18 protein-coding genes are annotated in these 21,344 nt (G+C 60.3%); 6 read left to right on the top strand and 12 right to left on the bottom strand.

From position 1 onward, the window contains the following. Positions 1-179 precede the first annotated feature (179 nt). The 5 genes from ACTNB2_RS06000 to ACTNB2_RS06020 form a co-directional block, all read right to left on the bottom strand. Entirely contained in the window at positions 180-2,624 is a 2,445-nt protein-coding gene (locus tag ACTNB2_RS06000) for a DEAD/DEAH box helicase (protein WP_441042133.1), read from the bottom strand. A 116-nt stretch (positions 2,625-2,740) separates the two neighbouring features. After that, complete coding sequence (locus ACTNB2_RS06005) at positions 2,741-4,039, bottom strand: ATP-binding protein (RefSeq protein WP_441042131.1); 1,299 nt, start codon at positions 4,037-4,039, stop codon at positions 2,741-2,743. Next, a complete protein-coding gene (locus ACTNB2_RS06010; protein ID WP_441042129.1) occupies positions 4,032-5,792 on the bottom strand; it encodes a TerB N-terminal domain-containing protein in 1,761 nt (586 codons plus the stop codon). Before ACTNB2_RS06010 ends, ACTNB2_RS06005 begins: the two co-directional genes overlap by 8 nt. Before the next feature lie 88 nt (positions 5,793-5,880). After that, entirely contained in the window at positions 5,881-6,597 is a 717-nt protein-coding gene (locus tag ACTNB2_RS06015; RefSeq protein WP_441042127.1) for a DUF554 domain-containing protein, read from the bottom strand. Between the two features lie 87 nt (positions 6,598-6,684). Beyond that, a complete protein-coding gene (locus ACTNB2_RS06020; RefSeq protein WP_441042126.1) occupies positions 6,685-8,076 on the bottom strand; it encodes a hypothetical protein in 1,392 nt (463 codons plus the stop codon). Positions 8,077-8,118: 42 nt separating this feature from the next. Here ACTNB2_RS06020 and ACTNB2_RS06025 point away from each other — a divergent pair, with 42 nt between their 5' ends. Further along, positions 8,119-8,325, top strand: a complete 207-nt coding sequence (locus ACTNB2_RS06025) for a hypothetical protein (RefSeq protein WP_441042124.1) — start codon at positions 8,119-8,121, stop codon at positions 8,323-8,325. 31 nt (positions 8,326-8,356) lie between these two features. On the opposite strand, the gene ACTNB2_RS06030 is transcribed toward ACTNB2_RS06025, so the two are convergent. The 3 genes from ACTNB2_RS06030 to ACTNB2_RS06040 form a co-directional block, all read right to left on the bottom strand. Continuing rightward, a complete protein-coding gene (locus tag ACTNB2_RS06030) occupies positions 8,357-8,959 on the bottom strand; it encodes a hypothetical protein (protein ID WP_427719603.1) in 603 nt (200 codons plus the stop codon). Between the two features lie 87 nt (positions 8,960-9,046). Beyond that, positions 9,047-9,556, bottom strand: coding sequence for a hypothetical protein (locus tag ACTNB2_RS06035; protein WP_154517144.1), 510 nt, complete (start codon positions 9,554-9,556; stop codon positions 9,047-9,049). After that, entirely contained in the window at positions 9,553-9,849 is a 297-nt protein-coding gene (locus ACTNB2_RS06040) for a hypothetical protein (protein WP_154517147.1), read from the bottom strand. Before ACTNB2_RS06040 ends, ACTNB2_RS06035 begins: the two co-directional genes overlap by 4 nt. A 344-nt stretch (positions 9,850-10,193) precedes the next feature. Here ACTNB2_RS06040 and ACTNB2_RS06045 point away from each other — a divergent pair, with 344 nt between their 5' ends. The 3 genes from ACTNB2_RS06045 to ACTNB2_RS06055 are packed head-to-tail and all read left to right on the top strand — an operon-like array spanning position 10,194 to position 13,819. Continuing rightward, complete coding sequence (locus ACTNB2_RS06045; RefSeq protein WP_441044866.1) at positions 10,194-11,795, top strand: FAD-binding oxidoreductase; 1,602 nt, start codon at positions 10,194-10,196, stop codon at positions 11,793-11,795. Between the two features lie 2 nt (positions 11,796-11,797). Next, positions 11,798-12,613 carry an electron transfer flavoprotein subunit beta/FixA family protein gene (locus ACTNB2_RS06050; RefSeq protein ID WP_154517150.1) on the top strand — a complete coding sequence of 272 codons (816 nt, stop codon included), beginning with the start codon at positions 11,798-11,800 and terminating at the stop codon, positions 12,611-12,613. Beyond that, positions 12,614-13,819 (top strand): FAD-binding protein, encoded by a 1,206-nt coding sequence (locus tag ACTNB2_RS06055; protein ID WP_441042119.1) that lies wholly within the window; start codon positions 12,614-12,616, stop codon positions 13,817-13,819. Here ACTNB2_RS06055 and ACTNB2_RS06060 read toward each other — a convergent pair. After that, entirely contained in the window at positions 13,816-14,628 is an 813-nt protein-coding gene (locus ACTNB2_RS06060) for an HD domain-containing protein (protein WP_441042117.1), read from the bottom strand. The genes ACTNB2_RS06055 and ACTNB2_RS06060 overlap by 4 nt on opposite strands. A 514-nt stretch (positions 14,629-15,142) precedes the next feature. Here ACTNB2_RS06060 and ACTNB2_RS06065 point away from each other — a divergent pair. Beyond that, positions 15,143-16,165 (top strand): 2-keto-3-deoxygluconate permease, encoded by a 1,023-nt coding sequence (locus tag ACTNB2_RS06065; RefSeq protein ID WP_427719609.1) that lies wholly within the window; start codon positions 15,143-15,145, stop codon positions 16,163-16,165. Between the two features lie 407 nt (positions 16,166-16,572). Then, complete coding sequence (locus ACTNB2_RS06070; protein WP_441044864.1) at positions 16,573-17,466, top strand: GGDEF domain-containing protein; 894 nt, start codon at positions 16,573-16,575, stop codon at positions 17,464-17,466. 56 nt (positions 17,467-17,522) lie between these two features. Here ACTNB2_RS06070 and ACTNB2_RS06075 read toward each other — a convergent pair whose 3' ends face one another. Genes ACTNB2_RS06075 through iorA form a run of 3 tightly spaced genes read right to left on the bottom strand, consistent with a single transcriptional unit; the run spans position 17,523 to position 21,292 of the window. After that, positions 17,523-18,758 (bottom strand): phenylacetate--CoA ligase family protein, encoded by a 1,236-nt coding sequence (locus ACTNB2_RS06075; RefSeq protein ID WP_441044863.1) that lies wholly within the window; start codon positions 18,756-18,758, stop codon positions 17,523-17,525. Positions 18,759-18,773: 15 nt separating this feature from the next. Further along, on the bottom strand, positions 18,774-19,382 hold the full coding sequence (locus ACTNB2_RS06080) for a 2-oxoacid:acceptor oxidoreductase family protein (protein WP_441044862.1): 609 nt from the start codon (positions 19,380-19,382) through the stop codon (positions 18,774-18,776). Continuing rightward, positions 19,382-21,292, bottom strand: coding sequence for an indolepyruvate ferredoxin oxidoreductase subunit alpha (gene iorA, locus ACTNB2_RS06085; protein ID WP_441044861.1), 1,911 nt, complete (start codon positions 21,290-21,292; stop codon positions 19,382-19,384). The genes ACTNB2_RS06080 and iorA overlap by 1 nt, the downstream gene beginning before the upstream one ends. Positions 21,293-21,344 lie beyond the last annotated feature (52 nt).

The raw sequence follows: 21,344 nt of genomic DNA on the forward strand, positions 1-21,344 counted from the left end.
TGGGACGGGGCTTTTTAGCTGCTTTCGGATGCCGGCTCGCTCCACATCGGGAGCAGTCAATTTGGGACGGGGCTATTTTAGCTATCCCTGCCACTAATCGGCCAAACCTTTCGCTTTACCTGCAAGGGCAGCTAAAATAGCCCCGTCCCAAATTGACTGCTCATATAGTCAGCCCCGTTTTAGGCGTGGTCGCGCCAGCTGCGGACACGCTGCTTCATGCCATCTATGTCGAGTACGCCTTCGGCAAAGCCCTTACGCACGAGCTCTTCGGGAACGAACTCATCGTAACGATCAAAGTAAGGCACCTCGCCGGGATAGACGAGCTCGATGGGATCGAAGTCCTTCTCGGCCTCGGCGGCGAGTACCTCAAAGAACGTCTCTTCGTCGGCCTTCATCTTAAACTGCATAAAGTACGGGCGCGACGGGTCGAGTCCGCGAAGGCCCAGCTCCGCGGCACATTTAATCTTGAGCATGCGCTCGAGCGCCAAAAAGGCATAGCTGCCCAGCCAGGGGAAGAGCACCCAGGTGTCGCCGCCCAGATTAATGAGTGGCCTAGTGCCCGCACCCGAAATCTCGGCCGTATGGCGAGCCTGCGCCAGACGGGCTCGCGCGTTGCCCATAAGGTACGGATACGCGGCATGTTCGTTGAGCGCTTTACGCATGCGCTCGAGTACATGCGTGTTGATGTCGCCGGGGCAGTCGCCAAAGTAAGCCGGTACACGGCCCTTGACCTGCGTGGCAAAGACGGTATGGCGCTTCCAGTCCACTTCCTCGACAATCCAGCAGTGCCCGGCGATGGCGATGCGTTCACCGGGCGGTGGGGGATTGACGATCGTGCCCAGCTCGGCCGACTCGCTGCGGACGGTGAACTCCTCGTTTTCCTGGAACACGGCGTAGAACTTAAAATTGTTGATGATGCGCTCGCCCGCGAGGCCCACGATGAGTCCGCCGCCCTCGGTGACCTGGATATGGTCGATCTTAATGAGGTGACGCAGCAGCACGCGATAGTCATCGGCTGAGACGCGGTGGAAATAACTGAGCGTGAGCACGCGCTGGGCAAGTTCTGCCGGCGTGAGCTCTCCGGTGCTGGCAAGCGTCGACATAGTCTGGTGATAGAGCAGACTGTAGGGGAGTCGATCGAGCTCGGGCGGCTCGACCCACTTTTCCTCGCGATAGAGTTGTACGAGTGCGATGCCCTGCAGGAGCTTCCACGGAATGGTTTCGGGCATCATCGTACGCGGCTCGGGCTCTTCCTCGCGCATGACAAACCACATCTCGGGCGGAAGGTCGCGGCGTCCCGTGCGGCCCATTCGCTGCAAAAAGGAACTGACGGTAAATGGCGCATCGATCTGAAATGCACGCTCCAGACGGCCGATATCGATGCCAAGCTCAAGCGTAGAGGTGGTGACGGTCGTCTGTGCCTGCTCCTCATCGCGCATGAGCTCTTCTGCCGTCTCGCGCAACGATGCCGAAAGATTGCCGTGATGGATGAGGAAACGGTCAGGCTCGTGTCGGCTCTCGCAGTAGCTGCGCAGAATGGAACATACGGCCTCTGCCTCCTCGCGCGAATTGGCAAAGACCAGACACTTGCGCCCGCGGGTGTGTTCGAAGATATAGCCCATGCCGGGATCGGCGTTGTCGGGTGCGGTGTCGGTGGGGTTGAGGAGCGCTTGCTCGGCGGCCCGGGGGATGTCGACTTCGCCCTCGGGGGCCGAAGAAGTGCAGCGGTTCCCGGAGCTAGCCTTACCCTGTGCCCGTTCGCGACGTTGACGGCGCTCCTCCTGTGTGGGCTGTCCGCTGTGGCTCGCGCCTTGGGTGTCGGCCGGCAGCGCCGTGGGTGCCGCTGCCTCAATGCACTCGGAGGCAAGCACTTCGGCCTCTTGAGGACCCATGCTCTCGAATCCCCGCTGCTGTGCCTGGGGACCCGAGTTGTAGAAGTGCTCCATGGAGATGCGCCACACGCGGCGCGGTTCCTCAAAACGGGGGATAACGCAGTCACGTCCCGTTCCCTGTGAGAGAAAAGCGCCCGTGCGCTCGGGGTCGCCGATGGTGGCCGAAAGGCCAATGCGTCGAGGCTGCACGCCGGCCATGCGCGAGAGTCGCTCGATAAGGCAGAGCGTCTGCCCGCCACGGTCGCCGCGCATGAGCGAGTGGACCTCGTCGATGACCACATAGCGCAGGTCGCAAAACATGCGCGGGATCGCCATGTGCTTATGGATCAGGAGCGCCTCGAGTGACTCGGGCGTAATCTGCAAGATGCCGCTCGGCTTTTTGATGAGCTTAGCCTTGTGCGACTGCGAGACATCGCCATGCCAGTGCCAGACAGGGATATCGGCCTCTTCGCAAAGGTCGTTAAGGCGGACGAACTGATCATTGATGAGCGCCTTGAGGGGGCCGATGTAGAGGGCGCCCACGCTCGCGGGCGGCCTCTCCCAAAACTCGGTCAGGATGGGAAAGAAGGCCGCCTCGGTTTTGCCGGAAGCCGTGGATGCCGTCAGGAGCACATTGTCTTGTGTGTTAAAGATGGCATCTGCCGCCGCAACCTGAATGGAGCGGAGACTCTCCCAATCGTGGGAGTAGATGAAGTCTTGGATAAACGGGGCGTAGCGGTCAAAGGCGTTCACGGGGCCTCCTTTCAAAAGCGAATCTCTCAACGCGGCGGGCAATGGCTTGCTGCATGACTGCTTCAATGTTTGCCCAGATAAAACCTGCCAAAATAAACCTGTCCCTTTTTGGCAGGTTAGATGGCGAATTCGGCGAAGTTGCGGTCGGCGCCTGCGGTGCCGGTGTCGTCTGTTGCGGCTGCTGGCGCGTCACCGCCGACGCTTTGCAGCAGCTCGGCCACGTTGGCGTCGGGGTTTTGGCATAGGATGTCGAGCAGCTCGATAAAGTCACGAATGACTTCGCGCGGCGTCAGATGCGTGTCGGCTCCCACGCGACCGAACTCAATCTTGAGGAAGTCCACCAGGTCGCTCTCGGTAAGCGTGGGCGTCCAGCCAAAGTAGCCGGCGTGAATTTGCATGAGTTTTTCGATCAGCACCAGCAACTCTTCGTAGGTGAGTGGCTGCAGACGGATGATGGGCGCGAGCATGTCCTTAAGGTCCTCGCGTGCAAAGCGGCCCTGAGCGAGTCGGCTGCGCAGGGCCTCGTAGGAGAACACGCCGCGGCGGCGGTCTTCGATGGAGGTTGGCGTGCCGCCCATGATCATGCCCAGGTACTGCGCCTTTCCCTGGAGCGTGTCGTTGTACATGGTCAGGATCTTCTCGTAGTTGTATTGGCGCGTGATCGCGTTGGGAATCTTATACAGATTCACGAGTTCGTCGATGAGCACCAGCATGCCCTTGTAGCCGCTGCAGACCAAAAAGCGCGCAATGAGCTTAACGTAGTCGTACCAGTCGTCATCGCTGATGATGGTTGAGGAACCCAGTTCGGCGCGAGCCTCGCTCTTGGTGCGGTATTCGCCGCGGATCCATTTGGTTACGCGGCTCATGGCCTCTTCATCGCCCTCGGATACGGCCGTGCGGTAGCGGCGGAGCATGCGGGCGAAGTCGAAGCCGTGGACCATCTCCTCGAGCGGGGCCAGTTGGGCATTGACGACCGACTCGTCGACGTCGGCACACGAGGCGACCCAGCGATCCAGAATAAGGTTGAGCGCACCGCCCTCGGGGCGCGTCTTGGTCGATATGTTGCGGATGAGCTCACGGTAGGTGGCAAGGCCCTGCCCCTGACCGCCCTGCAGGCGGCGCTCGGGCGACAGGTCGGCATCGGCGACGACGAACCCCTCGCCCATGGCGTGCGTGCGGATGGTCTGGAGCAAAAAGCTCTTGCCTGCGCCGTAGCGACCGACCAGAAACCGGAAGCTCGCGCCACCGTCGGCGATGAGACTCAAATCGGTGAGCAGGGCGCGGATCTCGACCTCGCGCCCTACGGTGATATAGGGAAGGCCGATGCGCGGGACCACACCGCCCTTGAGTGAGTTGAGAATGACGGCAGCGACGCGCTTGGGCACGCGGGGTGCTGCGGATGCGGTATCACTCATGGTCTAGGTATCCTCTCACGTCTGCTTCGTAATCCTCGATAATTTGCGGTCCTGCCGCGCCGAACTCGATAACGGTGTCTCCCACCAGGTCAAAGAGCGTCTCGTTGATGCTGTCGACGAGCATATCCTCGCTCTGGCCCGACCTCTCCACTGCCGATGTCGCTTGCGCTGTGTTTTGCTCGAGGAGCGCGCGAAGAAAGGCATCTTCGGCGGGCGCGAGTTTGTTCGTAGCTTCGGCAGACGCGGGCGTTACGGGTGCGGGCGCAGACACGAGGAGCGGTGCCATGACGCCAAGCTCTTCGGCGGAGACAGTCGGCTCGTCGGGTTCGTCTTGCTGAATGGTCATCTCGCCAGGTTCGGCAGTTATGCCGGGCGCAGACTCGCGGCCCGGCTGCTCGATAAGCGTTGCCTCGGCTTCCACGGGCGTGCCGTCCTCGCGCTCCTCATCAATCAAAAGCGCTTCACGCGTTTGCGCGGCGGCGCTCCGAATGTGCCCCAGCTGGCTCAAATCGATATCGATCTTGACGGGCTGGTGTGCGGCATCCCACGAAAGCCATGCCACGATCTCGTCATCGATGATTTTGGCCAGATATTTGGGGACCTTCTCCTCCTTCAGGGGGTGGGCGGGGGCTAGGGCCAGGCGCAGACGTTGGTCGCAGGCGCGCATCATCTCACCAAGCTTGCTGCTCTTTTGCCTGCTGCCGTGAATTCGCATGCATTCCCAAAAACCGTTTTGGCAGCGGTAGATATGGATGGGGTCAAGACGGTATTCGCAGTCCTCGTGGCGCTCGGGCGCAAAGAACACGGCCGAGGCAAACATGGTATAGGGCATGGCCGTCTCCTCTCCAAACAAGCTCGCCACGATACCGGTCTTTCGATGCGTGTCATAGTAGCGCGCCGTGCGGACGTACACGGCACATGCCACGTGGCGTAGGTCGCGATGGTGGCTGCGATCGAGTCTAGAGTTATCGAGGTTATACGTGGAGAGGGCGTTGATAGCGGCCATGAGTCGCTCCTCGCCCGCCTCGTCGGGCGGGAGGGGGAGCGTAGGCTCGGAGGTCTTACGACGCGCAGGCGGCAGATCCGACGGCGTCGGTGAAGATGCAAGGTCTCGAGCCGCGCGCCGCAGCTCGATAAGGGCGTTATCGAACATGACGGTTTTAGAGTCGCGAAGCAGTTTGGGGTCGAGCCCGTGGAAAACGGCGTAATCTTGCAACCACACGCGTGCAAACCGGTCGATGCCGGGCTCGAAGGCACGATAGGCGTTCCAAAAGGCCTTGATCTTGCTAAAGCCATCGAGTGGGTCATCTACGCCAATGCCGCAGATCAGCTCATAGAGATACAGGAAGGCAAAGGACGTAGACGTTTCCTCGACAGTTCCGCGGCGCACTTGGGCACGCCAGGTAAAGTAGCCGCGCAACTGTCGATCGCTCATGGCATTGTAGGTGGGAAAGTACGACTTAAAGGTGCCGTTGTAGGGACAATCGTCCTCGAAGTCGGCCATCAGCAGGCCTTGGCGGTAAAAGAGCTCCGCCTCCGATAGCCAACGTCCCGCGCCGCCTTTGGGATCATCTTGCCAGCGCGATATCTCGCGCATCTTGCGGTACTGGTCGGGGAGGAAGTTCTGCATCTGTCGACCGGTCTTGAGAATCGGCTCGTCAGCATAGATTTCGTTTGAGAAGCGGGCGGACTGATGGGTCCGGGCCTCGGCCATAATGCGCTCGATGAGCATCTTGACGTCCTGGTCGGCCACCGCTTCTCCTCTCCTAACGCAGCTTCGGTGACCTCATATCATAGCACAGCATCAAACAGGTGTTCGAGAAACCGCTACGTAGATAGATTTAGAACAAGAGGGCGTAGATGACCGCCACGACGACGGAGGGGAGCATGTTGGCCGTGCGGAAGGTCTGAGGTCGAATAAGGTTAACCCCAACACAGAAGATGAGCATAGAGCCCACAAGCGAAAGGCTGTCGAGGGCTGCGGTGGTCATGATGGGGGAGAGTGAGCCGGCAAAAAGCGTGATCGTGCCCTGGAATACGGCAACGGGCAGGGCCGAGAAGATGCAGCCGCGGCCAAGCGAGGCCGTCATGGTGCAGACGATGATGCAGTCCAGCGCGCCCTTCAGGGCAAGCGTGGACCAGTCGCCGAGCAGACCGTCCTGAATCGATCCTACGATGGCCATGGCACCGATACACACGGTGAGCGATGCCGAGACAAAGGCGTTGGTGAACTCGTTGTCGCCTTCGCTGCCGGTTTTGCGCTTGAGCCATTCGCCGAGGTTCTCGATGGCGGCCTCCAGGTTGATGGCCTCGCCGATGAGCGAACCGAGGGCAAATGAGACGATAAGCATGGTGGTGCCGGTGGTCGCCAACGCCTCTCCATCGATAACGAGCATCTTTTGCATGGTGCCGCCCAGGCCGATAAACAGAACACACAACCCCGACGCCTTCATGAGCGTGTCTTGGATGCGAGATGTAATGAAGTGCCCGCCCATAAGGCCAAGCAGACCGCCCGCGATCAAAAGCGCGACGTTGATGATCGTTCCTAAACCCGGCATGAACCCTCCTGTAATTGATGCCAACGCGGCAATCGTAGCAGAACGGGGAGGGGCGCTCAGTATCCGAGCCAAGCGACGGTTAGCGGTCTAGGACAGGATGGGGCTAAAGTCGAAGCGCAGCGTCATGAGGTGCTGTGGGGATTCGATGGCTGCGGCAATGATGTCGGCATCTCGTGCGCGATCGAACCCTTCAAGTTCCATTTGATAGGGGACGTCTTCTTGGATACCGATGCGACGAGGAACCAAAAGCTTGGTTCCGTCGAATTCTTCGGTTCGCGTTCCGTCTGCTGCAACGGAATAAAGGTGTAACTTGGCGGTCGTTGTGGCATCAAGTGCCGAGATGGCTTGGATATCGTTCGATGCGCTCTTAGCTCCCACTGCTGTAAGTGCCGTAGGCGCGACGACTTCGCCCGAAGGCAAAAAGACGAGCTCGACGGTGTTGGGGAATGCGATGAGGATATTTTTGCGGCGGGGCGCATTGGCAGCGACTGGCTCAATGCTTGCAGCATCGACGGTTTCCGTGTGGTCGAGCGCGACCATCATGCAACAGTTGCCTTCGTCGACACCTGGGGGAGCGGCAAAGTCCAGGCCGTCTTTCGGTTGGGAATCGCCTAGTTCGGTGGCGCTGCCGCTTGGCTTCTCGAGAGGAACCGCAGCGTTGTCTTCTGATGATGCATCGTCAACATGTGCCGGTGCGTCTGCGACCTCGTCTTTGGGGGATTTGTCATTATCGCTCGATATAGGAGCGGCAATCTCGACGGACCCCACTCCGTGCCATGTCATTTGGAGCAGCGCCGGATCGGCGAGAATGCGCTGCACGCCCGGCTCCTGGGCATCGATATTGATGGGGGCGGGTTCTGATCCGCGCGTGAGGTTAAGCGAGCCCTTCTGCCTGGTGCTTTGAGCCTTTTGGTCGTCCGCGTCGCCAGCGTAGAACAGCAAAGGCGCATCTCCCGTTGCGATGGCTTCGGTGTCCGCCTTGGTCAGCCGCAGCGACGCCGTAAAGGAGATGATGGGCTGCGCGCCATCGACATTCGAGGGAACGCAGCCCAGGCATACACCCCCTTCTTCTTCATGGGCCGCGCTGTCGAAGACGACCTTTGCCCCGTTCGCCGAGTCATCGACCGAGGCAATATCGATGCGCAGCTCTAAGTCGCATGGATCGCCATCGGCGTCGACTGCAGCCGATTTCCATGTGCAGATGGCGCAACCTGTCTGGGGGCCGTTCTCCTTGTCCGGTCGCTTGATATCCACGACTATCGAGTCGACCGCATTGCGGTGAAGGCATCCCGAGGTTCGGACCGTGGCATGTGCGAGCGAAAAACGTTGGCAGGCGACGATACCCGACGAATTCGCCGCGGGGTTCAGAGCTTGCGGTAAGGAGCTTGCCGTGGCGGGCGTCGCCCAAGCGGCGAGAGGCGTACCGCTCGCCAGTGCGCTGCAGAGCGCGGCAACGGGCAAAAGGTTTTTGGGTGCCATGGTTCTCCTATCTATTCCGCGTACTCCGGTCGTGCTTGGCTATTGGTTGCGTTTGATGTGCAGGCCAAGGCACGTCAGTCCTGCTCCCACCGTGGCGACGCCTACCGCAATGAGTTGCCGGGTGTCGCTCGTCTGGACGAGCGGCTCGTGACGGCTGCCGCGATTAAGGCCCGAAAGATCGACGGTCACTTCTGTGGCCGCTTGCGCTTGCTCTTGTTGAGCAAAGGCCATTGCGGGTGCGGACGCTAAGATGCTGACGATGGCGGCCAGTGCAATCGCCTTAGGACGTGGCGTGCGCACCGGGCTCGACCGTCCAGGTGATGCTTGCCACTTGATCTCCCGTACCGGTGGCGTGGTAGATGTCACGCGTGACGCGGGCGACGTGGCCACTCACATTGAGCCTAATTTTGTCCGTTCCGTCGCCAATGTCCTTGTACTTCATGTCGAAGCTTGCGTCTTTGGAAAGATCGAGGCCCGTAGTCTGAGTCGCCGAGCTGGCATCCTTTTCTGCCGTATCGGGGCCAACCTTAAAATCGATGGAGTTCTGGGCCGAGCCCGTCTTTGCGTCTGCAACGATTGTCCAGTCGTTCTTGGCCGTGACCTTCATGTTGGTGACGTGGATGCCATATGCCGAGAGGTTGTCGATGGTAATTGTCTCGTCGGAGGGTCCTACAAGCGTTCCGTCGGCTTTGGCGGCAAAGGGGATGACCGTTGGCGCCTTAAACGAAACATTGCTAATGTCGGCCTTCACCGTCACATCGGTGGTTCCAACGCGCACCTCTGCCATGGCCGCCGTTGGCGCGGCGCCCATCGCAAGTGCGAGCGTAAGCCCTGCGCCCACGGCGAGTGCCCTGGCTCCGCTCAGATTCATGGGTGTGTTCATAATCGATCCTTTCTGCTCGTCACGGACTGTTTCCGTGATGGTTGGACGAATGGGGACAGGGTGCTGCCCCTGCGAGCGCGTCGGCCACTAGCCTTCTGCCTGTGCCACCCGCACTTTGACGCGCGTCGGATTGCCGTGGGTGTCGTAGGTCTTGGCATCGAGTGCCTGAATCTCGATATATGCCTCGCCTTCTTGGATATCGCCGGCGGGGCAGGTCTCAACCGTCTTGCCGGCTTCGACCACACCGGACTCATAGATGGTCTCGTCGTTTTGAATCACGCGGAAGCGCTGGGGAAACTTGTTGTCTTGGACGTTTTGCACGTTGACGCGCAACTTGCCGCCTTCCTGCAACTGTGCGACCGGCGCGACCGAGATCGTCATCATGTTGTTGCGGACGATGGCGTCGAGCTCATCCTGGATTTCTTGGCGCGATTTACCTTCTGCCGTCGTGACTGAGGCGCCCGCTTCGGGCACGGGCTGCGACTGCCAGGCGTATAGCCCTACGGCGATGAGGGCGCAGACGACAGCCAGGCAGGCAACGACGAGTTTCTTGCGACGCCCCAGTCCTGCAAGGCGGGGTGGCTTCTTCGCACTCATGCGGCGTCCTTGGTGGTGTAGACACGTGCGAACGTGGACGGGTCCGCTCCAAAGAGCATGTGAAGCATCAGGCGGCGCGAGTAGATGAGCTCGTCGAAGTCGTGAGGGAGCTCGATGTTGTGGATACGCGCGATGTGGTGGGCGAGCGCCGAGAACGACTCGGGGTCGCAGATCACATCGGTGGTGACGTGGTAGACCTCCGTACCTGGAAATGCATCTTCGTCGAAAGGCAAGAGATAGGGGTCGTCATCGACTTCGATGGCGAAACCGTATTGGGGCCAGTAATATGCCATGGAAACCTCCCTGCTCTGGGGCCAAAACTCCTATTGGTTTGGCTGTCGATGCCGACCGTATCAGCCGCAACTTGCCCAATAACTAACCAGTTGCTTGACGAGCCGATATCTCCGCAGGTAAAAGCATGTGAAAAAAATCTCAACTATTTTTGACTGATAAATGCACATGTTGTGGCTGCGCGGCAACGTGTGGCAAAAGCGTCGCTTGTCTCGAAAATTCCACCGTTCGCCGAATTGCGCGAACGTTAAAAACGTCAATTATGGAGACGGTCTCGAACATGTCGGTGAAACGATGCGGTAACATTTCCCTGCAAACACTGTAGTTAGCTAAAGGGGGAGTTCGCGTGTCTGCAACCATCAAACCCTTCACCGACGAGTTCGAAGAGTATGGTCGCGATGAGTCTCGCACATCGGGCGAGGCCTCGAGCATCTCGTTTCCGACAACGGAGGACGAGGTCCGCGCCATTATGGAAAAGCTCCATGCCGAGCGTGTCCCGGTGACGGTTCAGGGCGCCCGGACCGGTCTTGCCGCCGGCGCCGTGCCTCATGGCGGTCACATTCTCAATACTTCCCGCATGAATCGCTACCTAGGCATTCGCCGCGATGAGCAGGGCCGCTTTCTTTTGCGCGTGGCGCCCGGCGTCGTGCTGTCTGAGCTGCGCAAGCAACTGGGCAAGAAAGTGCTGCCGACTGCCGGCTGGGACCAGGCATCGCTTGAGGCCTACGAGGAGTTCCAGGAAGCTCCCGAGCAATTCTTTCCTACCGATCCCACCGAGGCATCTGCCTGCCTGGGCGGTATGGCGGCATGCAACGCTTCCGGCGCCCGTAGCTACGCTTACGGCCCCATGCGCCCTCGCGTCACGGGCCTTCATGTCGTGCTGACCGATGGCGACCTGCTCGAGCTTCACCGTGGCGAGGTTTTTGCACAGGGTCGTCGCCTTTCGCTCGTCACGGTGCAGGGCCGCACGCTCGAGCTCGACCTTCCCGACTACACCATGCCCAAGACCAAAAATGCTTCGGGCTATTTCGTTGCTGACGATATGGATGCCATCGATCTGTTTATCGGTGCGTGTGGCACACTCGGCGTCATCACCGAGCTCGAGATTGCCCTGCAGGCGGCGCCTGCGGTCGTTTGGGGCGTGAGCTGCTTCTTTGACAGCGAAGACAAGGCCGTGTCCTTCACCGATTCTGTACGTCCCGTCCTGTCCCACGCGGCTGCCATCGAATATTTCGATGCGGGCGCCCTGGATATCCTGCGTCGTCAGCGTGAGCAGTCGACCGCGTTCGCCTCGCTGCCGGCGCTCGACAAAGACGCCAAGGTCTGTGTCTACGTGGAGCTCGACTGCGACGACGAAGCCCAGGCGACTGAGGAGCTGTATCACTTGGGGTGGGTACTGGAGCTTGCGGGCGGCAGCGACGATGCGACATGGGTCGCGCGCACCGAGGTCGATCGCGAGTGTCAGCGATTCTTCCGCCATGCGGTGCCCGAGAGCGTCAACATGCTCATCGACGAGCGTCGCCGCACGGACCCCACCATTACCAAGCTGGGGTCGGATATGTCGGTGCCCAACGCACGCTTGGCCGATGTCATCGCCCTTTATCGCCGCACGTTGGCCGAAAGTGGGCTTGAATCTGCCGCCTGGGGGCACATCGGTAACAACCATCTGCATGTGAACATTCTGCCGCGCGATGCGCAAGATTACCGCCGCGGCGGAGAGCTCTTTGCCCAGTGGGCTTCCGAGGTCACGGCCATGGGCGGCGCCGTCTCCGCCGAACACGGCGTCGGCAAGATCAAGGCGGGCTTCTTGGAGACGATGTACGGTCACGAGGCCATGGTCGAGTCGGCGCGGCTCAAGCTCCAGCTCGATCCTGCCGGGCAGTTGGGCCGCGGTAACCTGTTTTCGGAGAAGCTCTTGGATGAGCTCGTCCAGAAAGGGGGCGCGTGAAGATGAGCGATTTCCATATGGTGGTGTGCGTCAAGGCGGTGCCGGGCAGCACCGAGGTCAAGATGGACCCCAAGACCAATACCATCGTGCGCGATGGCAAGCAGGCGGTCATTAATCCCTTTGACGCGAGCGCTTTGGAATGCGCGCTGGCGCTGAAGGACGACTTTATCGGCTTTGGCATGGACGTGCGCGTAACGGTGGTGTCGATGGGCATCCCCGCGACTGAATCGCTATTGCGCGACTGCATCGCCCGAGGCGCCGATGACGCACTGCTGCTAACCGATCGCGCCTTTGCAGGTGCCGATACCCTGGCAACCACCTATGCCCTCAAGTGTGGCATCGAGGCGCTCGACGAGGACTTCGACCTGCTCATCTGCGGCAAGATGGCGGTGGACGGCGATACGGCCCAGATTGGTCCCGAGCTTGCCGGTGCCTTCGAGATTCCCTGCGTGACCGACGTGAGCTGCGTGCAGAGTGCGGGCTTTACGACCTGTGGTTCACTGGCGCTTGTTCACGGCTGCGATGCCGGCGAGGAGACGGTCTATCTTGAGATGCCGTGCGCGATGACGACTGCCAAGGAGATTGGCCAACTGCGTATGCCGAGTATCGCCGGTATTCGTGCGGCCGAGGAGGCGGACGTGCGCGTGGTCAACGCTGCCGACGTGAACGCCGACCCCGCGCGCTGCGGTCTTGCCGGCTCGCCGACACAGGTCGTGCGATCGTTTGTGCCCGACCGCGACCAAACGTGCGAGGCCGTTGACGGAACGGCGTCCGAGCAGGCGGCGAAACTTGCCAAGATTATCGAGGGGATGGCATAGATGAGCGGACTGATTATCGATAGCGAAGCCTGTATCGGCTGTGGTCGCTGCGTTCGCGCCTGTGCCTCGGGCGGCATCGTAGTGGAAGGCGAGCGGCCCAACCGTTGCGCCCGCGTAACCGACGGCTGCATCCTATGCGGCGGGTGCGTCGACGCTTGCCCCGTCAATGCCATTTCGATCGAGCGCGACGAGGCCGCCGGCGCGGTTGACCTCGATGCATATCGAGACATTTGGGTATTCGCGCAGACCGACGAGCACGATACGGTGGCTCCCGTTGCCTTCGAGCTCATGGGCAAGGGCCGCGAGCTTGCGGATACACGCGGCTGTCGCCTGGTGGCGCTGGTCGGCATGGGCCCCGAGGGTTCTCTCGGTGACCTGGAGCATCTGGTTTGCGCCGGTGCGGACGAGGTCCTGATCTGTCGCGACGAGCGTCTGCGCCAGAACGATGTGGAGGTCTATGCTCGCCTCATCTGCGATTTGGTGGCAGAGCGCAAGCCCGAGGCCATTCTGTACGGAGCGACCGCCTTTGGCCGCGAACTGGCACCCGGCGTTGCCGTGCGTTTGCAGACGGGCCTTACGGCTGACTGCACCGTGCTTTCGATGGATACGGAGACGGGGCTGCTGCAACAGACGCGTCCGGCGTTTGGCGGCAACCTGATGGCCACCATCGTCTGCCCCAATCATCGTCCCCAGATGGCAACGGTGCGCCCCGGCATCTTTAAGGCGCCCGACTTTGACTACGGCCGCTCCGGCACGATCACCCAGATAGCACTTGCGGATGATGCTAAGGCTCGTGTCGAGATCTCGATTCCCGCCGAGGAGTGGGGACAGCAGGCTTCAATCGCCGATGCCGAGCGCCTGGTCGTGGTAGGTCGCGGCATTGGTTCCAAGAAAAACCTGCCGCTGATGCGAAGGCTCGCCGAGGCTCTGGGAGCCGAGCTTGGCTGCACGCGACCCGTTGTGGAGGCCGGCTGGTTGGAGTATCGCCATCAGATTGGCCAGACGGGCGTATCGGTTTCGCCCAAGATTCTTGTGAGTATCGGTGTTTCGGGCGCCATCCAGCATCTTGCCGGCATCGGTGGGGCGGAATGCATCATCGCCATCAACGAGGACCCGGATGCCCCCATCTTTGGTGCTGCCCAGTACAAGGTTGTCGGTGATGCCGTCGAGGTCGTCGAGGAGCTGCTAGCCCAGCTTGAGCGCTAGGCGCGCGCCAGCCAGTCGCGCATCTCTTCCTTAAGACGGCTCCAGGTTGCCTGTGTGGCGGGGTCGGTAAAGGGCTGCGTAATACCAAAGGGCGCGTCGAGCAGGCGGTAGATATCGCCCTGCTCGCGCGCCAGCGCGCGGCTCGCCGGATAGACGAGCTCAAACATAAAGCAGATGAGTCCTACCAGGTAGTCCGCGGGCTCGTCGCGTTCATCACGTGCGACGCAGCGGTGCTCGTCAAAGGCGGCCAACGTCGGCGCCGAGAAGTGGCTGGCGAGAAATGCGTCCTCATCCACCTTGAGGATGGTGTCGACGGTGCTGTCGGCGATGGTGCGCATAATGTCGATTTTGTCGCCATCGCGCACGATATCGCAGAAGCACCGTGTACGCTCGTCGAGTTGTGCCGGCAGGCGAAAGTCACTGTGATAGGCGATGCTCGCGCGGATGAGCTCGTCTTCTGCCGGGCTGTCGATAAAGTCGCGGATACTTGTTGCCGCGGGCGCGTCTGCAGGGTTTTTGCCAAAAAGGACCTCGAGGCCCAACTTCGCATGGCTCATGCTCTCGGCATCCTTAAACGTGTCCCAGCGTCGCAGCTGCTCAAAGCGGCCCATATCGTGCAACAGCCCACAAAGCCACGCCAGGTCAATGTCCTGTGGTGCCCAGTCCTGCTTGCGTGCCACGGCATCGCATGCCTCGGCAACGTGGTACGTATGCTCGATTTTGAGCGCGATACGCGGATTGGCGGCATCGTAGGCATCGGTGTAGGTCCTGAAGGCCGCGATTGCCCCCGTTCGATCGATAGCTGTCATAACGACTTCCTAAAAAGCTATGTCTTTCTGTGTCTTTCGATCCGGTGGCAATTGTAGGTGAACTCGGTTGCCGCCGGACGATGATTCTGCCATGTCGTCGAATGCGGCTCGGAAAGCTTGTCGGGACGAGGAACGCTATGGTGCTCAAAATCGTTAAAACCGTCTGGCCGGTGATGCTTGCCTATGTTGCGATAGGCGCGCCGTTGTCGATGTCCCCACCGCTATTGCGGGTTTCGTCTGCACATCGCTCTTTATTTGCCTGCTCTTTTCGCAGCGGCTGTCGGCGTCGTTGCGGTGGCAATCAAGACAAAGTCGATGTTGTGGTGCTGCGTCTCGGGTATCGGGCTCTATATCGTTTTGAGCCTCGTATAGGAGTGGGGTGCGTTTACCGTCCGGGCCCCACGAATCGGATTTCTCACCGAGCCGGTCTGCTTCTTCTGGTACCATGGTCAAACTTTACTGTAGCAAAGCATGACGTGGGCTTTTGTTCTGCGTCGGCGGAAATGGGGGTTTCATGGCACAGGAAGCGATCGCCAACGAGCAAAAGAAATTCAAAGTACCGCGCATTCCGGGTGACATCATGATCTACCCGATGATCGTCGGCCTTTTGCTCAATACCTTCTGCCCGCAGGTCTTCGAGATCGGCGGCTTCTTTACCGCCGCCTGCCGCGGCGGTTCCAATACCATCGTCGCCGCGATCCTGTTGTTCGTGGGTGCCGGCATCAGCTTTAAGTCCACGCCGGGTGCCATCAAGACCGGCATCGTCGTACTGATTCCTAAGCTTGTGGTGGCAGCCGTGCTGGGCTTGAGCGTTGCGTATTTCTTTAATGACAACTTTTTGGGCCTGAGCTCGGTTTCCATCATCGGCGGCATTACGTTTTGCAACATGGCGCTCTACACGGGCATCATGGGCGAGTTTGGCGACGAGTCCGAGCAGGGCGCCGTGGGCATCCTGTTCTTCACGGCGGGCCCTGCGGTTACCATGATCATTCTTGGTGTCTCTGGTCTTGCCAACATTCCCGTTGGCACCATCATCGGTTCCATTCTGCCGCTCGTGATTGGCATGGTTTTGGGCAACCTCTTCCCGTTCATCAAGAACCTGCTGGTTCCCGGCACCAATCCTGCGATCGCCGTCATCGGATTTCAGCTCGGTGCGTCTATGAGCCTGTCGAGCTTTATCACCGGCGGCATTTCCGGCATCTTGCTGGGCCTTGTCACGTTGTTTGTCGTCGGTCCCATCACCTTTGCGTTCGAGCGCCTGTGCGGCGGTAACGGCAAAGCCGCCGTGGCTTGTTCCACCATCGCCGGCACGGCTATGACCACGCCGGTTGCTCTTGCCGAAGTCGCGCCGCGCTATGCCGAGCTTGCGCCCGCCGCATACGCTCAGATCGCCACCGCCGTCATCATCACGGCAATCATGGCTCCGATTCTGACCGGTTGGGTCGATAAGAAGTTCTACCAGGGCAAGGAAGACCTGTCGCCCGCCGGTGTCGAGGCCATCGAGGAAGCCGTCGCGGCCGACATCGATGGCGAGTAGCCATCGGCGCCCATCAACGATGCCGGCGTGCAACTCGCGCCGTGAGAGCGCCCGGGCGCTCTGGTATTATTCCCTCATTCCCCTCTGGATTGGGGGAGTTATGGTGATGCGTGCGGCTCGGAGAAGCGCTGTCGGTTTGATGACGGGGAGATGGGCCTGGTGGTTAAGGCGCTCAAGATTGAGATATTCCTGCTAAGCATGATTGTTCTTATCGGGCTTGCCGTGCGGAGTCGTCGCTCCTTGTTCTCGAGCACCCAGCAGCTATTGTTTAGCACGCTTGGCTACACCTCTGCCGCGTACATATTATTCGATATGATCTGGGTGCTATTGGATGGTGTGGACGGCACGTTGGGCATTGCTGTCAACTGGATTTCCAACGTGGTTTCGTTTTCGCTCTTTGCCATCGTGTGTCTCATTTGGTTTATTATTCCGAGACGGTGCAGGGTTCTCGCCTTTTGGCCTCGCGCTATAGGGTGGTGCTTGTAGCGTCGCCTACGGTTCTGGTGGTCGTGCTGGCGTTTACCAGTTACTGGACGCACGCCCTGTTCTATATCGATTCGCAGGGCGTGTATAGTCGCGGCTCTGCTTATATGATCCAGCCCATTGTCAGCTACTGCTACGTTATACATACGTCCCTACATGCGTTTGTGCAATCTCGCAGGGTCGAGAGCCTGCAGACGAAGACCATCTATCGAACCTTGGCATTTTTCGCCATTCCGGCCCTGGTGGGCGGTACCTTTCAGGTCGTATACTCGGTGCCCGGCCTTTGTGTCGGCATAATGATTAGCATATTGTTGCTCTACATTGTCTTCCAGGAGCAGCTCATCTCGACCGACCCGTTGACTGGCCTCAACAATCGCAACCGTTTTGAGACCTATATACTGTCGCTCTTCTCAAATGTGGATCAGGCCGAAGACGTGTATCTGCTTATGATGGACGCCGACGGCTTTAAGCAGATTAACGATCGCTATGGACATGTGGAGGGCGACCATGCTCTTCAGGTCATATCCGCTGCACTCAAAGAAGTCTGCTCGGCGTCTGGTAGCTTTATCGCGCGTTATGGCGGCGATGAGTTCGTGGTGCTTCAAAAGGCGATGGCGGAGCAGGATATCTTGCATCTGTGTGCGGCAATCAACGACGAGCTCGCGCGCGCCGAGGTTCCGTATCTGTTGCGGATGTCCATCGGCTACGCACGGGTTGGTGATGGCATCGATACCTGGCAAGACTTGCTCCGTGCTGCCGACGCGGAGCTCTACCGCATAAAGCGCGAGCAGAAGAAAGCCGGCGTCCAGATACGCTAGAAAAAGGGGCGCACGACCGTTGCGATGGTCGTGCGCCCCTTCTGCGCTTTCGGGGACTAGTATCGGCTGTCGAAGATGCGCCTCGTCTTTTTCTCGGAGCGGGGTAGCTCACCGAGCGGTACGGCGGTCGCCTTGGGCGTGCAGCCGATCTTGGCCTTAAAGACGGCAGCCACTTCGCGCTCGCATGCATCGCGCTCGGCGCCCGTCAGCTCGCTTTCGAACAGTAGCTCGAGTACATCGCGACCGTTGACGGCCTCGATCATTACCTGGTACTCCGAGCTCGCTCCGTCGACGAACTTAAGAACTTCCTCGATCTGCGCGGGAAACATATTGCAACCCTTGACCTTGATCATATCGTCGGTGCGCCCGACCAGGGTGTCGATGCGCGGGTGGTCAAGGCCACAGGCACATGTGCCGGGGATGATGCGTGTCAGGTCGTGCGTGCGGTAGCGGATAAGCGGTGCGCCTTGCTTGCGCAGGGTTGTAAGAACCAGCTCGCCCACTTCGCCGTCAGGAAGGACCTTGCCGGTCTTGGCGTCGACGATCTCGCAGTACACGTAATCGGACCAGATATGCATGCCGTCGTGCTCGCGGCACGAGATACCGATGCCCGGACCGTAAATCTCGGTGAGACCGTAGATGTCAAAGATCTCGATGCCCAGCTCGTTTTGGATGCGCTTGCGCATCTTTTCGCCCCAACGCTCCGAGCCGATGACGCCGCGGGTTAGGTGGAGCTTGTCGCGCAGACCGCGTTTGGTGATTTCCTCGGCCAGCAACAGGGCATAGCTCGAGGTTGCCGTGATGACGGTCGATCCTAGGTCCTGCATCATCTTGAGCTGCTTTTCGGTGTTGCCGGGACCCATGGGAATGGCCATGGCGCCTAGGCGTTCGCATCCCAGCTGAAAGCCGATACCCGCCGTCCACAGTCCGTAGCCCGGGGTGATCTGGATGCGGTCCTGCGCGGTGATGCCGGCCGTGCGATAGCAGCGGGCGAACATATCGGCCCAGTCGTCCACGTCCTGTTTGGTGTAGGGGATGATCACGGGCGTGCCGGTGGTTCCGGATGAGCTGTGGATGCGAACGACTTCTTCGTCTGGTACGGCCTGGATGCCAAGCGGGTACGCCTCGCGAAGGTCCGTCTTCTCGGAAAAGGGCAGCTGCTCAAATTCTTCTTGTGTGGAAATGTTTGCGATGTCAATGCCATCGAACTTTTTGGCATAAAACGGCGAGCGGTCTTTAAGGGTCTGGAACTGCTTGGTAATAAGCTCAAGCTGCGCGGGCTGCATCTTCATGGTTTTGTCCTTGCGTTAACGGGAGGCGAATGCGGAGATGGCGGCAACGGCCACATCAATGGCGCGGTCATTGAGTGCGACAAATTGGGAGCGCACGCTGGCGTGCATGGCTGCGCGAAGTTCCTCGACGGTGAACCCCAGGTCGCTTATGGCGACGGCGCTTGCCAGCAGCGCGACGTTGAGCGCTTTGGACGAGCCGATCTGCTTAATGAGCGCGGTGTCATCGACCAGCAGGCAATTGGGGACAGTCTGCCGCAGGTATTCTAGGAAAGGCTTGGAGCTATAGGCGTCACGCGAGAGCGCCGCCGTTACGGGTTGCACGCTACTCGTAGCACTTACCAAGGCGCCGCCGGGACGTAGATAGCCCAGGCAGCGCACGGCCTCGGCGGGCTCAAATGCAATGATGAGGTCGGCCTCGCCGTGGGCGATAAGCGGCGCGTCGATGCGGGGCTCGTCCTGATTTGCCAGACGAACATGGGATACGACGGAGCCGCCGCGCTGGGCCATGCCAATGGTCTCGGCGGTGCGCACCCGCCAATTTCGGGTTTCGGCTGCCTGCGCGAGCAACTTGGCGGCAAGGACGGTGCCCTGGCCGCCCACACCGGTAATCATGATGTTGAGCATTAGGCCTCGCCTCCCTTCGCGGCCTCTGCGTTTGGACCGATGGCTCCAAACTTGCAGGCCTGCGTGCACAGGCCGCAGCCGTTGCAAAGGGTCGGGTTAACGCGTGCACGTCGTTGCTCGGCGTCCCAAGAGATAGCGGGGCAGCCGATCTGCGTGATGCAGCGTTTGCAGCCCGTACAGCGGCTCTCGTCGACGCAAAGCGCGGGTTTGGGCTTGCTCAGCGTAATGCAGAGGCCCTCACAGATGAGCGCCGAGGGGCCTTCGTGCGTAATGGCGCGTTGGGCGGCTTCGGTTGTCTGAGCTAGGTCAAACGGGTTGGCATGTTCGATGCAGGTGACGCCCAAGGCGCGCAGCACGGCCTCGATTTTGATGGGCTGGGTTTTGGTACCATCCAAACGCAGGCCGGTGCCTGGATGAGGCTGGCCGCCCGTCATGGCGGTGGTGGCGTTATCCAGCACGATGACAGTGATGTCGTGGCCGTTGTAGACGGCGTTGGCGATGCCGGTCATGGCACTGGCAAAGAACGTGGAGTCGCCCACAAAAGCGATCTGCTTTCGCGAGGGTTCGGCAATACCTAGGCCCTGGGCCATAGTGATGCCGGCCCCCATGCACAGGCAGGTGTCGACGGCATCGAGCGGGGCGGCGTTGCCCAACGTGTAGCAGCCGATATCGCCCGAAAGGACGGCGTCGGTAGCGCCTATCGCTTTGAGTGCCTGCTTGACGGCGTAAAAGCTGCCACGGTGCGGGCATCCGGGACAAAGTACCGGTGGGCGCACGGGGAGTGCGGGCGGTTTGGGAAGCGAAGCGTCGGCGCGTGGGGTAACAGCCTGGGCGGGGATGCCAAGGAACGCCGCCAGGCGCTCAACCAGATCGTCGACGGTGTTCTCGCCGCGACCGGGCATGGTGCCGTCGAGCTTGCCGTGCACGGTATATGCCGCGTGCGTACGGCCCGCTAGACGCAGCATCTCGTCCTCAAGGACAAAGTCGAGCTCTTCGACGACGAGAATTTGACCCAACCCTTCGGCAAAGCGCCCGGCAGCTGCAGTGGGGAAGGGATAGGGAAGGCCGACCTGCATCAAGCGATAGGGCGGCACGGCGATGTCTGCCGCGGCGGCGCGACGCTCGATAATCGCCAGCGCCTCGCGCGTGTATGCATACGAGACGCCACCGGCCATAATACCCAAGCGCGGCGTGGCATTGCCATGGTTTTCGATGGGGTTAAACGCGTCTGCGGCCTTGCCGCTGGAGTAGGCGTCTGCAATCTGCGGCAGGCGCTCGTTAACCTCGCCATGGGCGGCAAACGAACGGCGCGGGAAGATAACCCATTTGGGATCCTTCTCAAAGGTGCCAGCGGGATGTGCGACGGTATGCTCGGGTACCTCCAAATAGGTTGAGGCGTGACATACGCGGGTGGTGGGGCGCACGATAACGGGCGTATGGTAGCGCTCCGAGATTTCAAATGCCTCTTGCATCATCGCGTAACCCTGCTCCAGATTTTGCGGATCGAGCACGGGGATCTTCGCAAATGCGGCAAAGCGGCGCGTATCCTGCTCAGTTTGAGAGGAGATGGGGCCGGGATCATCGGCAACAAACAGCACCAGGCCGCCCTTGATGCCCACGTAGTTGAGGCTCATGAGCGGGTCGGAGGCAACGTTTAGTCCGACTTGTTTGCAGGTAAAAAGGCAGCGCGCTCCTGCATACGATGCGCCTGCCAGCACCTCGAGCGCGGCTTTTTCGTTGGTCGACCACTCGACGTGGACACCCTCGGCACTACCTTGGGCCTTGAGTTTGGCAACTGTCTCGACAAGTTCCGTCGACGGCGTGCCCGGGTAACCGGCGACCACGCGAACGCCCGCCGCAAGCGCGGCATACGCAAAGGCCTGGTTTCCCATAACCAGTTTCTTATGCATCTGTATCCCCTCGATGTCGCCGGCGCGTTACGGCAAGACGGCGTCTGCCGCC

The sequence above is a fragment of the Collinsella sp. HCP28S3_G2 genome (assembly GCF_052065125.1).
In the GTDB taxonomy this organism is placed as follows: Bacteria; Actinomycetota; Coriobacteriia; order Coriobacteriales; family Coriobacteriaceae; genus Collinsella.